Origin of the sequence: Falsiroseomonas sp. HC035, from assembly GCF_050563525.1 — a bacterium.
Lineage (GTDB): Bacteria > Pseudomonadota > Alphaproteobacteria > Acetobacterales > Acetobacteraceae > Falsiroseomonas.
Genome location: NZ_JBNXUN010000010.1, coordinates 127,763 through 140,121, shown reverse-complemented (window position 1 = coordinate 140,121; position 12,359 = coordinate 127,763). Strand labels below are relative to the sequence as shown.

Sequence of the window (12,359 nt, the reverse complement as noted above, 5' to 3'; positions counted from 1 at the left end):
CGGTCGTGTTCATCGGAGCAAAGCGTCGGAGGTGGCTTCGAGGTCGCGGCGCATCTCCTCGCGCCGCCGCTGCTCGGTGCTGCGCTCCTCGGCCGCCTGCCACATCATCACCGCCTGCGCCTGCTGCTGCTGCGTGGCGATGAAGGCCTGCTCGGCGCCGATCCGCGCCTGGAGGTCCATTGTCTCCTTCGGGTCCTGCGCCGTCGAAAGCCGCGCCTGAAGCTCCTGGAGGCCCGGCAGTCGGTCCACGGCCGCTTGGTAGAGGCGCTGCGCCATGCCAAGCGAGCCGGCGATCGACTGCGCGTTCCGCACCAGCTCCGTCGAGTGGAAGTCGCTCCCCGAGGGCGCGAAGACCTGCGTGCGCCCGAGCGCGCCCGACACCATCCCGCCGAGCGCGCCGAGGCCGGAGGGGCTGCCCGTGCCGGAGAGCAGCAGGCCGGCGTCGTAGGCGTTCGACGGCAGGGGCGAGCGGATGCCGCCCGCCGTCAGGCTGCCGGCCAAGCCGTTGATGTCCGTCAGGCGCGACAGGGAGCCGTAGAGCTGCTGCGCCTGCGCGAGCTGCTGCTGGAGCATGTTGAGCTGCTGCGTGAGCTGCGTCACCTGCTGGATCTGCTGGGCGAGGCTCGCCGCATCGGTCACCGGGATCTGCGCCCGCGCCGCGCCCGCCGTCGCCAGGACGGCCACTCCAGCCAGAAGCATCTTCCGCATCGTCGCCTCCTTCCTCATGCCCCTGCCGTCCGCCATTCGCGCAGGAAGACCGGCAGCCACGCCTCCGGCGCCGTCCCGTGCGCCGCCCGCAGGCGTTCCATCAGCGCGACCGTCGCGGCTCGTCCGGACAGCACGGCGACCAGCTCCTCCAGCCCCGAAAGATCGAGGTCGCAGGCGACCGAGGCGGTGCCCTGCTTGACCAGGAACCGGCCGCGCGCGCCGACTGCCAAGTCTTCCCTGACCATCCGGAACTCCGGCCCGGTCAGCTTGAGCCCGTGGCGGTAGTCCTCCTCCGCCGCGCGCGGGTTCGGCATGAGGAGCTGTGTCGGGCACTGCTCGACGAGGGAATGCGCGATCGGGCTGGCGAGGGCGTCGCGCGGCGACTGCGTCGCCAGCAGCATCACGCCGTTCAGCTTCCGGATGGTCTTGAGCTTGTCATTGACCACGGCGCGGAACGCAGGATCGGCAAGGGCCTTCCAGAACTCGTCGATCGCCACGACCAGGCGCCGGCCGTCGAGTAGGGCCTCGATCCGGTGGAACAGGTAGGCCATGGCCGGGCCGCGGAGGACGGGATCGTCGAGCAGCGCGGTCATGTCGAAGCCGAGGAAGGGCGCGTCGAGCGAGACGGCATCGGCTTCGCCGTCGAAGGCCCAGCCGAGGGCGCGGCCGTCGCACCACCTTTCCAGCTTAGCGCCGGCGCCCTCCGGGTCGGACTGGCCGAGGAAGGCGCGCAGCTCGCCGAGCGAGCGCGCCTCGGGCGGCAACGCCATGACGGTGGCGAGGCCGAGCTCGATGCGGCGCTCGTCCTCGGCGGAGAGCGGGGCGCCGTCCGGCGCGATCAGGCCGCGTACCCAGCCCGCGAGGAATTCGAGGTCGACGGAGCCGTTCGTCAGCGCCTTGAGCGGCGCCAAGCCGGTCGGCTCGCCGGAGGGCAGAACGAGGTAGGTGCCGCCGACGGCGCGGGCGAGGATCTCGGCGCCGCGGTCCTTGTCGAACAGCACGACCTGCGCGCCGGCCTTCTCCGACATCGCCAGCAGGAAGCCGAGCAGCGTCGTCTTGCCCGACCCCGAGGGGCCGAACATCGCCACGTTACCGAGGTCGCCGACGTGGAAGTGGAAGCGGAAGGGCGTGCCGCCGGAGGCGCGGAACAGCGCGAGGGGTCCGCCCCATTGGCCGGCGGCGGCGCCCTGCGGGTAGCCGTGCAGCGGCGCCATGGCGGCGAAGTTGCGGGAGCTGACCACGCCAGGCCGGGCGCGGAGATGGGCGTTGCCGGGAAGCTGCGCCCAGTAGGCGGCTTCCAGCCCGAGATCCTCGCGGACCACAACGGCGCCGCCGTCCGCCAGGTCGCGCCGAGCCTCGGCGGCCGCGTCCGCGAGCTGCGGCAGCCCGTCCGCCAGGACCATGAGGGAGAGGTGGTGGTCGCCCATGACGAAGACGTTGGACTGGAGCTGGTCGGACGCCTCGCTCAGCGCCTCGCGCTGCGAGGCGGCCTTGTCCTGCGCGCTGACCATCTGGTTCTGCTTGCGCGTCAGTACGCCCTGCCCGGCGGCCTTCGACAGGAAGCCGAAGCCCTGCGTCAGCACGCAGCGGTACGGCGCGGCGAGGATCGCGTCGAACTGGCCGGGCCAGGTCGTCGCCGGGTACTCGCGCAGGCCGAACATGGCGGCGTAGGTCGACCCGGCCGGGCCGCGCATCTCAATCGCCTCTCGGCCGACGATGACGCGGTCGGTGTGGATCGCGCCGCCCAGGTGCCCATTCACGAGAGGCACCGCCATCTCTTCGCCGGTCAGCACCAGGCGGAGCGCCTCGCCGATCTCCGAGAAGGCGATGCCGTTCGCCGCGCGCAGCCCGAGCCGGACCGCGCCGTACCCGTCGAGGTCGGCGGCGAGCACCTGCATCGTCTCGTCGAGGATGCGCAGGTCGGCGGCCGTAGCCTCGGCCGCCGGACTGCGGCGGCGCGCGAGCCAGGAGCCCATGCGCTGCCCGGCCGGCAGGGGAGGGCGGCGGAGAACGGAGACGAAGATGTGGTTGCGGTAGAGCGTGCGCCCGAGCAGGCGTTCCCGGTAGGCCGCGTCGAGCGCCTCGGCGAAGCCGCTGCGGAAGCGGCCGGCGGGGTATTCGCGCGCATCCGCAAAGGTGCGCACGACGTGGACGAGGAGCACCAGGCGGTCAGAGGCGACGTTGCGGAGAAGCACGTTGAGGCGGGCATGGGCGCCGTTCACCTCCTCCGGGTCGGCGGTCTCCCAGGCGGCGCCGTCGAGGCGCAGCATGCCGAGCAGGCCCCCGCCTTCCAGCAGCATCGCCCAAGGCGCGGCATGGCCGAGGTAGGGGAGGTAGTCCCGTGCCGTCCGCTCCCGGCGAATCGCGCGGGCCGCCGCCGGGGGCAGCGCGGCCGCGGCGCCGCGGAGGCGGGTCGTGCCGTCAGGCATGGATGCGCAGCTCCCGCGCCCGACGGACCGGATGCAGGTCGAGCGGGCTGACCGACGAACCGCCCCAGAGGCTGCCGTTGCGCGACCGGCCCTTGGTCTCCAGCCAGAGGAACAACACGCGGAAACCGTTATGGTCGCGGTTGGCGAGCGCCCGGAAGACGACATGCAGGCCGACGCCGACGACCCCGTAGAGCGGGTTCTTCATCAGGATAAAGACGAGGCTGGTCAGCATGGCGTTGACCGCCATCGCCTCGATCGGCACCCCCCACACCATGGCCGGCCTTGTGCAGGCCAGGAATAGCGTGTCCTCGGTGAGGCGGGCCTCCTCCATCGTCAGATGCCGCCGCCGCCGGTGATCTGCTGCACGATCCAGGCCGCCGAGAAGACGATAGCCACGCCGGCGACGGTGCCGAAGAAGGAGCGTGGGGAGGCAGCGCCCATCATCCATGCGACGCCGCTGATGGCGATCGCGATCACCGCGATGAGCTGGCCGACACGGCCGGTGATGATGTTCACGATGTTGGTAAGGAAGGTCTCCAGCGACCCACCGCCGCCCACGCCCTGCGCAAGGGCCGGGTCGGCGGCGAGCAGCACGGCGCCGCCGGCCAGGAGGCCGAGGGTGAGCGTGTAGGAGGGCAGGCGGAGGGCAGACGCGGTCATGGGACGAGACTTCCTGCTGGCGTGGACGCGGTCGCGGTCCTGACCGGCACGGCGGCCGGGGCCTGGACGGGGGCTGGAGAGGGTGTGGGGAGAACCGACGGATAGACGTGCTGGCGGGCCTGCCGCGCCTGGCCGAACACATCCCAAGCGGGCAGCGCGGGCTGGGCAGGAGCGGCGGGTAAGGCTGACCCTGGCTGTGGCGCAGAGGGTGTGGGGTTAACCGACGCCTCGCCCCGCAGCCGGAGGGCAGGTACCACCCGCTCGGCCGACGCCTCGACGCGGCCGACGTAGCCGTTGGCGAAGCCGCGCTCCGGGTGGCCAGTGTTGTAGCGGCTCAGGGCGACACGAAGCGCCCGCTGTGGGTCGGCCTCGCTGCGCGCTGCGGCGGCGTAGCCCTCCGCCAACACGCGGGCCCCGGCCTCCATGCTGCGGCAGGGATCGAAGGCGTCGGCGATACTCAGGCCGAGGCGCCCGAGGTTGGCGCTGTTCACCTGCATCAGGCCGAGATCGACTGAGCGCCCACGCACGACGACCAGCTCCGTCGCCAGCGCGATCGCCTCTTCCCGCGAGCCCACAGGCCGCGTTCCGCCGCCTGCGCCGTTCAGGTTGATGGCGTGCGCGTTGAAGCCGCTTTCGGCACGGGCGATCGCGGCGAGCGTCTCCGGCGCTACGGAGGGGGCGCAGGTTGCGGCGAGTACGGCGAAGGCGGCGAGGTCGAGGATCACGCGGCCGCCTCCCGGCCGCGCGCGGGGTCAGTCCGCCGAACTGCCCTGGTCGTTGGCGCTCCGGTCGCGCAGCAGCGCTGCGACCTGGCGCTCCAGTTCAGCGATGCGGGCGGCGGTGTCGCGCTTGCCCTTGGCCTTGGCTGCCACGCGGGACTGGGCGCGTGCTTCCTCCCGTTGGGCCGCGTTATCGGGAGATGCCGCAGCGCGGGCCGCGGAGAGGGAGCGGTGCTTGGACAGCTTGGGGTCGTCCTCGAGTGCGAGCTGGATGATGCCTGTGTAGCGGAACTCAGTGCGCAGGAAGCGCACCAGGCGGTCGAGGTCGCGGTAGCCGCGCAGCCCCGGGCCGCGAAACAGGCCGAGCACGACGAAGCCGCGCCGCCAGCTCGGCAGAAGGTAGGGGACGTAGTCCGTCTCGCCGTCCGACCCCTTGGTGGCGAGGACAACAACGGTCTCGATCTCTCCGCCTCCGGCGAGACCCGCGCGCACGTCAGCTTCCTGGACCACGCAATCCACGATTCGATCCTACCCCTCTCGGGGACCGGAATAGTCGAATCGTGCTCCGGCGGGAACGCGCGCTTTGCCATGGCTGCGTCAATCCGGAAGGCGGCAGTGCTTGGTGAGGCGGTCATGGCCGAGCCATGGAGGGGACAGACCACGCCGGGGGTGGGCTGGCACTCGGTTTTGGGCGTGGGGGCAGGGCGGCAAGAGACGCTTGCGGCTTAGGTGATGCCGCAGCTTCCCTATCCGGGGATGGCAGCCGGGGACGCCGGGATAACCACGCAAAGCGGAGATGCAGAGCATGCCCTCGCAGCCCCCGAGGTTCTTGGCGCGGGCTGTGGGACGGGCCATCAATGCGGGCGTCACAGACTAAGAACATAAAACCGACCTATTCATCTCGGTCTTCAAAATACCACCCAGACGTGTGTCTAGCAGCAGCTCCTCGCGCAGGCCAAGACCTTTCGTTATCATGAAATGGAGCCGCAATCAGTCTTTGCGCATGGGAGGTGAGCGACGACTCAAATGCCGAGCGCCGTCCAATTCCTGAATGCGGGCGACTGATTGATCAGTCAGAATATCGATAGGCCGCGGACGCGGCCCTTGAAGGGGACCATGGGGCTCTGCCCCAGAGGTCCCCCCGGCACGCCGCCTACGGCATGGCAGGGCCGCGGGCCGCAGGGACCGAAGCCGCTCCCCTTGCCGGCAACCCTGCCACGCCCGCCCGCATGCCACCCCCCCTTCCCCCGGTCTCGGCGACGCCAGGGGAGCAGCGCGCTGCTCCCCAGACGAAAGGCAGAGACCAATGAGCGACACCAGCACGACCGACCGGGCCGACACCTACCGCCGCGTCACCGACCGCATCGTGGCGGCGATCGAGGCCGGGACCGCCAAGAGTAAAGATTGGCGCATGCCCTGGCACCGCAGGCGCGACGCCGGCGCGCCGACGAGCCTGCCCATGAACGTGACGAGCCGCAGCGGGTATCGCGGCATCAACACCGTCATCCTGTGGGGCGAGGCGGAGGCGAGGGGCTACGAGGCCGGCCTGTGGGGCACCTATCGCCAGTGGAAGACGTTCGGCGCGCAGGTGCGCGGCGGCGAGAAGGCGACGACAGTCGTCTACTGGCAGTTTCCCGACCGGGCGAAGGGCGACGACACCCAGGACGGTGAGGAGGAGGGCCGCAAGCGGGCACCCTGGGCGAAGGCCTACAGCGTGTTCAACGTGGCGCAGGTCGAGGGCTACGCAGCGCCAGCGGACGCCGTACCCGTCCTCCCCGAGGAGCGGCGCATCGCCGCGGCGGAGGGCTTTTTCTCCCGCCTGCCCGGCTTGCACGTGCGGCACGGCGGCACGAGGGCCTTCTACGTGCCGGCGACGGACCAGGTGCAGATGCCTCGCTTCACGGACTTCCGCGACGCCGAAAGTTACTACGGCACGCTGGCGCACGAGGTGACCCACTGGACAGGGCATTCGTCGCGGTTGGCGCGAGACCTTTCCGGCCGTTTCCGGACCGAAGCTTATGCGGCGGAGGAACTTGTGGCGGAACTCGGCGCGGCGTTTCTCTCGGCGACGCTCGGTCTGGCCACTGAGCCGCGCGAGGACCACGCTCAGTATGCCGCCGGCTGGCTGGAACTGCTGCGCGGTGATCCGCGGGCGATTTTCACGGCAGCCAGCAAGGCGCAGCAGGCGGCTGATTGGCTGCATACTGCAGCCGTGGCGGATGCCGCGGCTGCTTGAAGCAAAACGGCGCGGGCTTTGCCCGCGCCGGATGCGCGGCAGGATAGAGGTCTACGTGAGGCTACGTACATCCGCGACGAAAAATCGTCGCAACCTCAATACCTTCAACAACGTTCGAGGCGCAGGGAGGGCCGCAGGCCATGCATGCGCACGGGCACGCCGAGCAAAGCAAAAATCCGGGCGGCAAAGGCAAGCGCCTGCTCGGGGCGCTGGCGCTCAATGTCGGAATCACCGTTGCACAGATAGTGGGTGGGCTGATGTCAGGCAGCCTGTCGCTGCTCGCCGATGCCGCTCACAACGCGAGTGACGCCGCTTCCCTAGGCATTTCCTACGCTGCCTGGCGTATCTCGAAGCGCAAGCCCGACCGCCGCCGCACCTTCGGCTATGCCCGCGCGGAGACGGTTGGTGCCCTGATCAACCTGACCACGCTCTTCGTCATCGCGATCTACCTCGCCTACGAAGCGGTCTCACGCCTGCTGGACCCGCCGCAGGTCGGCGGCTGGACGATGGTGATCGTCGGCGCCATCGCCTTCGTCGAGGACGCGATCTCGGCCTGGCTGCTGTGGAAGGATCGCGGCAGCCTGAACATCAAGTCGGCCTTCCTCCACATGTTCGCCGACACGCTCGCGACAGTCGGGGTGATCGTGGGCGGCGTGCTGATCCTCCTCTACGACATCGCCTGGGTGGATCCGCTGATCACCGCGGCAATCTCGGTCTACATCTTCATCCATGCCTGGCACGAGATCCGCAAAGCTATCGCCGTGCTGATGGAGAGCGCGCCGAAGGATTTCGACTACGAACGGCTCGAGGCAGAGCTGCGCGGGATGGAGGGCGTCAAGGACGTGCACCACCTTCATGTCTGGCAGCCGGACGAGGAGCGCATCGCCGTTGAGGCGCATGTCGCCGTGACGGAGAGCGACCTTGCTGCGGCTGATGCCCTGCGCCGGCGCATCCAGCAGCGTCTTCGAGAGAGCTTCGGCGTGGAGCACGCCACCCTGCAGCTGGAGCCTGCCGATGCGATCCGGCACGACCGGTCGCTCGTCGGGCAGGGTTGATGGCCTGCGTCGCGACGGAGGGTCGAGATGGACGGTATCTGGTACGTCCTCCTGCTGTCCCTCCTGCCCGGTGCCGGCAACTTCGCCGGAGGGATGGCAGCCGAATTCCTGACGACGTCCCCGCGCCTGCTGAACCTCGCCCTGCACGCAGCCGCCGGCATCGTCATCGCTATCGTATCGGTTGAACTCATTCCCGAAGCGCTGGGCGTGCTCCCCGCCTGGTGGCTTGCCGCCGCCTTCGCTGCGGGCGGCGGGGCCTACCTGCTGACCGAGACGCTGGTCGAGCGTCTGCAGGGAGGCGGGGGAGAGGGCGGCCGGACGGGCATGTGGATGATCTACGTCGCGGTTGCCGTGGACCTGACGAGCGACGGGCTGATGCTGGGGACCGGCGCGGCGGTGTCCTCAGGCCTCGGCCTTGTGCTTGCAGCCGGGCAGGTGCTGGCCGACGTGCCCGAGGGCTACGCGACTGTTGCAAACTTTCGGAACAAGGGGGTACCGCGTCGCCGGCGGATCCTGCTCTCGGCCTCGTTCTTCCTGTTCGCGACCAGCGCGGCGCTGCTCTCCTACCTGCTGCTCAAAGGCGCGTCGGACGAAGTCAGGATGGCAGCGCTCGCCTTTGTCGCCGGACTGCTGACCGTGGCGGCCGTGGAGGACATGCTGGAGGAGGCGCACGAGGCTCGCGAAGACAACCGCCTTTCCGTAGTGGCCTTCGTCGGCGGCTTCGCTCTGTTCACTCTTGTATCGGCGGGTCTGAAATCGGTCGCCGGAGGCTAGACGTACAGCTTGCAGGCGTTGCGGTGTCGCGAGAAGGCTGAGGCTGTGGTCGACGGCGGCGAGGGTGACGTTGATGACCTAGCCTGCGACGCCAACTATGAAGCGCGGCGGCGATGGCCATCACTCTCCAGATGGTTCAAAGATCAAGCCAACAAGCAGTCCAATGGCAGTGAGGCGTGTGATGGCGGTGACCTTGCCCAGCAAGGCATCCAATCGCGAAGGGAAAGCCTGGATTTTCCTCTTCGCGGCTTGGACGGTTGCCCTGGTATCCACCTTGGGCGCCCTCTTCATCGGTGAAGTCCTGGGGCAGGTGCCTTGTACGCTGTGCTGGCACCAGCGCATCTTCATGTTCCCGCTGGCAGTGTTGCTGGCGATCGCCTGCTATCGCTCGGATGCCGCAGTGTGGCCCTACGTGTCTGGTCTCGCCGCAATCGGCTGGTTGCTCGCCGCCTGGCATAGTCTTCTTTACTTCGGCGTGGTGTCCGAGGCCATTCAGCCCTGCGGTGCCGGACCATCCTGCTCAGGAAGCAACATGATGCTGCTGGGTACGGTGCCCATTCCCCTTCTCTCGTTGCTGGCCTTCACGGCCATCCTTGTCCTGATGTTGGCCCTGATTCGGGAGGAACGGTCATGAACCGGCGTGTGCTCGTACTGGGGACGACCGTCGCGGCGATAGCCGCATTCGGCGGCGCCGCCATTTTTTATTCCCGAGGCGAAGCCGGAGGTCCGGCCACGACTGGACCGAGCGATGCGTTCGTCCGTCCGCATTCACCTGTCATCGGCGAATCGGACGCCCGCGTCACGGTCGTCGAGTTTTTCGACCCCTCCTGCGAGGCGTGCCGCGCGTTCCACCCCATCCTCAAGCAAATCCTTGCCAGGCACCCCAGCGACGTCAAACTGGTGCTGCGCTACGCAGCCTTCCACCAGGGTTCGGACGAGGCCGTGCGCATTCTTGAGGCAGCCCGGCGACAGGATCGGTTCGAGGTCGTTCTTCAAGCCTTGTATGAGCGCCAGCCCGAATGGGCCATTCATGGCGCCCCCAACCTCGAAAATGCCTGGAGAATAGCGGGGGCTGCGGGCCTTGACGTGGATCAGGCGCGGCGGGACGCGCGCCTGCCGGGTGTCGCCCAGGTGCTCGCGGTCGACATGGCCGATGTCCAGGCGCTGCAAGTGACCAGGACTCCAACCTTCTTTGTCAACGGGCGGCCGCTGGTCTCGTTCGGGCCGCAGCAGCTCTATGATCTGATTCTCAGCGAACTTCGCCCATAACCGGGCCTCGCATGATTCGGGTTGCTGCCTTGCCCACGGCGGTCTGGGCAAGGCGGCCTGCTCAGCGCCACCGACGCAAGTCTCGCGATCTGCCTCAGCGAGACGCAGCAAGCATCCGCAGCTTCTCAACCGCCACGTCCTCGCTTTCCTTGTAGTCGAGGGTTCCGGCAAATCGCCCCGCGGCATCGAGCAGGAACACGCTCGCCGAGTGATCCATCGTATAGCTGCCGCCTTCGAGCGGGACCTTCCGGTAGTAGACCCGGAAGGCGCGCGCCACGTCGCTAATCTGCGCCTCGGACCCGCTCAGTCCGACAATCCGCGGATCGAAAGCCGTCAGATTGTCGGCCATCGCCTGTGGCGTGTCGCGCTCCGCATCGACGCTGACGAAGATCCACTGCACCCGGTCCGCATCGGCGCCGAGTGCTGCGATGAAGTTCGTCATGTCGCCCAGGGTGGTGGGACAGACGTCGGGGCAGTGGGTGAACCCGAAGAAGACCGCCATCGGCTTGCCGCGGAAATCCTGCTCCGTGACCGCTCGTCCACGATGATCGGTCAGGCTGAACGGCCCGCCGATCGACAGGCTTGCCGGCCCGGTCGCGACGCGTTCGGGCCCCAGCGGCCCGTCGGTCAGGAGCCAGCCGCCGGCGGTCGCCAGCAGCAGCAGACACACAACGACAACGGCGGTCCAGGCCGCCCAGCGGATCGCGCGGAGCATTCTCAGTCTCCGCGATGTTCGCCGGCAGGCGCCCGGGCCCCCGCGGTGGCCACTTCCAGTTCCACCGTCACGGCGCCGGCGCGCTCGAAGCGCAGCGTCAGGGGCACGCGCTCGCCTGGCACGAAGGCCCTGGTCGGCCCGACCAGCATGAGATGCATGCCCCCGGGGCGCAGCCACGCCGTGCCGCCGGGCGGAAGCCGAATGCCCTCCGGCATCGGGCGCATGCGCATCACGCCATCCGTCATGCTCATCTCGTGGGCCTCGACGCTCTCCGCCATCGGCGTCTCGGCGGAGATAAGGCGGTCTGGCGCGGACCCACGATTCACGATCGACATGTACCCGGCGGCGGTCGGCGCCCGCGCTCCAACGGCACGGGACCAGGGATGGTTGATGACGAGGTCTCCGGCACGGAAGTCGTGCGCAGAGCTTGGGAAGGCGGGCAGCAAGGCCGTGGCAAGGCAGGCCAGGAGACCCGCGCGGAGGAGTGGGCGACGCATGTGATGATCCTTCCAATACGCAAACAGGCATGCACCGGCAGCGGCGCCGGCATGACGACCGTTCAGGCGAGCGTCGGAAGGATGGGCGGTGCACGCGCCGGCGGAGGTCCGCGGGCCGGCGGCGTTAAGGTCCACTCCTCCCGCACAAGCGCGACGGCGGGCGCTGCCAGGAGGCATGGCTCTGGAAGCCGGACGAAGGGAGGCGGGAGGCCAAGTGCGTCAGGAAGCCGACACAGCGCGCAGTGATCACCCCGGGCGGGCCGGGGTCCGTCCGTCGTGTCGTCGGGCGTGGGTAGTCCCGAATTGAGGCAGAGCTGTCCCTGCAACGCGAGGTCGAAGGCAGCCCTCTGCGTGACTGCGAAAGCCCCGAGCGGCATCAGCAGGCGCGCGACGAGGCCTAGCAGGACCAGGACCGATATCGCGCCACGCAGCTCGCCCCAGAGTGTCCTCATGCGCTGCGCGGCCCCCACAGAATGATGGAGGCACCAACGAGGCAGACGGCACCGCCGATCAGGTCCCACCGATCCGGCGGCACGCCTTCCACGAAGCGCAGCCAAACCAGGCTCGCCGCGACATAGACACCGCCATAGACCGCATAGGCTCGGCCGGCAGCCGCAACATCAACGAGGGTGAGCAGCCAGGCAAATACAAAAAGCGAACCCATCCCCGCTGCCGCGAACCAGAGCGGCTTTCCGAGGCGCAGCCAGCCCCAGAAGGCGTAGCAGCCGGCGATCTCCGCCATGGCCGCGCCGAGGAAGATCGCTGCCTGCCTCACCGCACCGGTGCTGCCTCAGCAATCTCGGTCAGGCTCGTGCAGGCGGTGCGCGTCAGCCATGGCCAGGGATCGACCGGGCGGCCGCCGCGCCGCAACTCGACATGGAGGTTCGCCCCCGTGGTGCGGCCCGTCCTGCCGACGGCGCCGATGGCTTGGCCCACATCAAGCCGCGTTCCAACGGCGAGGCCGGGCCCAAGGCGCGAGAGATGCGCATATCGCGACCGCGTCCCGTCCTCGTGACGGAGCTCCACCATGAGCCCGTAGTCGAAGTAGCGTCCTGCGAAGATCACGGTACCAGGCAAGACCGCACGAACCGGCGTGCCGACCGGCGCCCGCAGATCGACCCCCGAATGCATCCGGCCGTGGCGCGGCCCGAAGCCGGAGGAAAACTCTCCTGCAACGGGCATGGCGACTGGACAGGGGGCTGCCAGGGCCTCCGCGGGTAGGGCGAAGGCCAGGGCCAGGAATGCTGAACGCGGCTTCATCATCGGCCTGGCTGTGGCGCAGGATAGCCAAGCGCGC

15 protein-coding genes are annotated in these 12,359 nt (G+C 69.1%); 5 read left to right on the top strand and 10 right to left on the bottom strand.

Translation table 11 applies throughout. The features are described 5' to 3' along the window. Positions 1–9: 9 nt before the first annotated feature. From ACLF3G_RS20290 to ACLF3G_RS20265, 6 genes are read right to left on the bottom strand one after another with little or no spacing between them, the layout of a single operon-like run. Positions 10–708, bottom strand: coding sequence for a type IV secretion system protein (locus ACLF3G_RS20290; RefSeq protein WP_430671225.1), 699 nt, complete (start codon positions 706–708; stop codon positions 10–12). A 14-nt stretch (positions 709–722) separates the two neighbouring features. After that, positions 723–3,137 carry a VirB4 family type IV secretion/conjugal transfer ATPase gene (locus ACLF3G_RS20285; RefSeq protein WP_430671224.1) on the bottom strand — a complete coding sequence of 805 codons (2,415 nt, stop codon included), beginning with the start codon at positions 3,135–3,137 and terminating at the stop codon, positions 723–725. After that, on the bottom strand, positions 3,130–3,468 hold the full coding sequence (locus ACLF3G_RS20280) for a type IV secretion system protein VirB3 (RefSeq protein ID WP_430671223.1): 339 nt from the start codon (positions 3,466–3,468) through the stop codon (positions 3,130–3,132). The genes ACLF3G_RS20285 and ACLF3G_RS20280 overlap by 8 nt, the downstream gene beginning before the upstream one ends. 2 nt (positions 3,469–3,470) lie before the next feature. Continuing rightward, on the bottom strand, positions 3,471–3,797 hold the full coding sequence (locus tag ACLF3G_RS20275; RefSeq protein ID WP_430671222.1) for a TrbC/VirB2 family protein: 327 nt from the start codon (positions 3,795–3,797) through the stop codon (positions 3,471–3,473). Then, complete coding sequence (locus tag ACLF3G_RS20270; protein ID WP_430671221.1) at positions 3,794–4,522, bottom strand: lytic transglycosylase domain-containing protein; 729 nt, start codon at positions 4,520–4,522, stop codon at positions 3,794–3,796. Before ACLF3G_RS20270 ends, ACLF3G_RS20275 begins: the two co-directional genes overlap by 4 nt. 27 nt (positions 4,523–4,549) lie before the next feature. Then, the gene (locus ACLF3G_RS20265; RefSeq protein ID WP_430671220.1) at positions 4,550–5,008 is read right to left on the bottom strand and encodes a hypothetical protein; all 459 of its coding nucleotides are present in this window, start codon (positions 5,006–5,008) and stop codon (positions 4,550–4,552) included. 814 nt (positions 5,009–5,822) lie between these two features. On the opposite strand from ACLF3G_RS20265, the gene ACLF3G_RS20260 reads away from it, so the two are divergent. From ACLF3G_RS20260 to ACLF3G_RS20240, 5 genes are all read left to right on the top strand, one after another. Further along, a complete protein-coding gene (locus tag ACLF3G_RS20260; protein ID WP_430671219.1) occupies positions 5,823–6,752 on the top strand; it encodes an ArdC family protein in 930 nt (309 codons plus the stop codon). 140 nt (positions 6,753–6,892) lie between these two features. Further along, the gene (locus tag ACLF3G_RS20255; RefSeq protein ID WP_430671218.1) at positions 6,893–7,807 is read left to right on the top strand and encodes a cation diffusion facilitator family transporter; all 915 of its coding nucleotides are present in this window, start codon (positions 6,893–6,895) and stop codon (positions 7,805–7,807) included. A gap of 27 nt (positions 7,808–7,834) precedes the next feature. Further along, positions 7,835–8,581 carry a ZIP family metal transporter gene (locus ACLF3G_RS20250; protein WP_430671217.1) on the top strand — a complete coding sequence of 249 codons (747 nt, stop codon included), beginning with the start codon at positions 7,835–7,837 and terminating at the stop codon, positions 8,579–8,581. A 181-nt stretch (positions 8,582–8,762) separates the two neighbouring features. Then, positions 8,763–9,215, top strand: a complete 453-nt coding sequence (locus ACLF3G_RS20245; RefSeq protein ID WP_168055025.1) for a disulfide bond formation protein B — start codon at positions 8,763–8,765, stop codon at positions 9,213–9,215. Then, entirely contained in the window at positions 9,212–9,850 is a 639-nt protein-coding gene (locus ACLF3G_RS20240) for a DsbA family protein (RefSeq protein ID WP_430671216.1), read from the top strand. The genes ACLF3G_RS20245 and ACLF3G_RS20240 overlap by 4 nt, the downstream gene beginning before the upstream one ends. 94 nt (positions 9,851–9,944) lie before the next feature. Here the strand turns inward: ACLF3G_RS20240 and ACLF3G_RS20235 are convergent, their stop codons facing one another. The 4 genes from ACLF3G_RS20235 to ACLF3G_RS20220 form a co-directional block, all read right to left on the bottom strand. Further along, on the bottom strand, positions 9,945–10,565 hold the full coding sequence (locus ACLF3G_RS20235) for an SCO family protein (protein WP_430671215.1): 621 nt from the start codon (positions 10,563–10,565) through the stop codon (positions 9,945–9,947). A gap of 2 nt (positions 10,566–10,567) precedes the next feature. After that, positions 10,568–11,062 (bottom strand): copper chaperone PCu(A)C, encoded by a 495-nt coding sequence (locus ACLF3G_RS20230; RefSeq protein ID WP_430671214.1) that lies wholly within the window; start codon positions 11,060–11,062, stop codon positions 10,568–10,570. Between the two features lie 448 nt (positions 11,063–11,510). Continuing rightward, on the bottom strand, positions 11,511–11,837 hold the full coding sequence (locus ACLF3G_RS20225) for a YnfA family protein (protein ID WP_430671213.1): 327 nt from the start codon (positions 11,835–11,837) through the stop codon (positions 11,511–11,513). Further along, entirely contained in the window at positions 11,834–12,325 is a 492-nt protein-coding gene (locus ACLF3G_RS20220; protein WP_430671212.1) for a M23 family metallopeptidase, read from the bottom strand. Before ACLF3G_RS20220 ends, ACLF3G_RS20225 begins: the two co-directional genes overlap by 4 nt. Positions 12,326–12,359: the final 34 nt, after the last annotated feature.

What these genes read in the sequence shown, in the direction of transcription:
- ACLF3G_RS20290 (WP_430671225.1), bottom strand. Translation starts at nt 708, where the DNA reads ATGCGGAAGATGCTTCTGGCTGGAGTGGCCGTCCTGGCGACGGCGGGC.
- ACLF3G_RS20280 (WP_430671223.1), bottom strand. Translation starts at nt 3,468, where the DNA reads ATGGAGGAGGCCCGCCTCACCGAGGACACGCTATTCCTGGCCTGCACA.
- ACLF3G_RS20245 (WP_168055025.1), top strand. Translation starts at nt 8,763, where the DNA reads ATGGCGGTGACCTTGCCCAGCAAGGCATCCAATCGCGAAGGGAAAGCC.
- ACLF3G_RS20240 (WP_430671216.1), top strand. Translation starts at nt 9,212, where the DNA reads ATGAACCGGCGTGTGCTCGTACTGGGGACGACCGTCGCGGCGATAGCC.
- ACLF3G_RS20285 (WP_430671224.1), bottom strand. Translation starts at nt 3,137, where the DNA reads ATGCCTGACGGCACGACCCGCCTCCGCGGCGCCGCGGCCGCGCTGCCC.
- ACLF3G_RS20250 (WP_430671217.1), top strand. Translation starts at nt 7,835, where the DNA reads ATGGACGGTATCTGGTACGTCCTCCTGCTGTCCCTCCTGCCCGGTGCC.
- ACLF3G_RS20230 (WP_430671214.1), bottom strand. Translation starts at nt 11,062, where the DNA reads ATGCGTCGCCCACTCCTCCGCGCGGGTCTCCTGGCCTGCCTTGCCACG.
- ACLF3G_RS20255 (WP_430671218.1), top strand. Translation starts at nt 6,893, where the DNA reads ATGCATGCGCACGGGCACGCCGAGCAAAGCAAAAATCCGGGCGGCAAA.
- ACLF3G_RS20260 (WP_430671219.1), top strand. Translation starts at nt 5,823, where the DNA reads ATGAGCGACACCAGCACGACCGACCGGGCCGACACCTACCGCCGCGTC.
- ACLF3G_RS20220 (WP_430671212.1), bottom strand. Translation starts at nt 12,325, where the DNA reads ATGATGAAGCCGCGTTCAGCATTCCTGGCCCTGGCCTTCGCCCTACCC.
- ACLF3G_RS20235 (WP_430671215.1), bottom strand. Translation starts at nt 10,565, where the DNA reads ATGCTCCGCGCGATCCGCTGGGCGGCCTGGACCGCCGTTGTCGTTGTG.
- ACLF3G_RS20275 (WP_430671222.1), bottom strand. Translation starts at nt 3,797, where the DNA reads ATGACCGCGTCTGCCCTCCGCCTGCCCTCCTACACGCTCACCCTCGGC.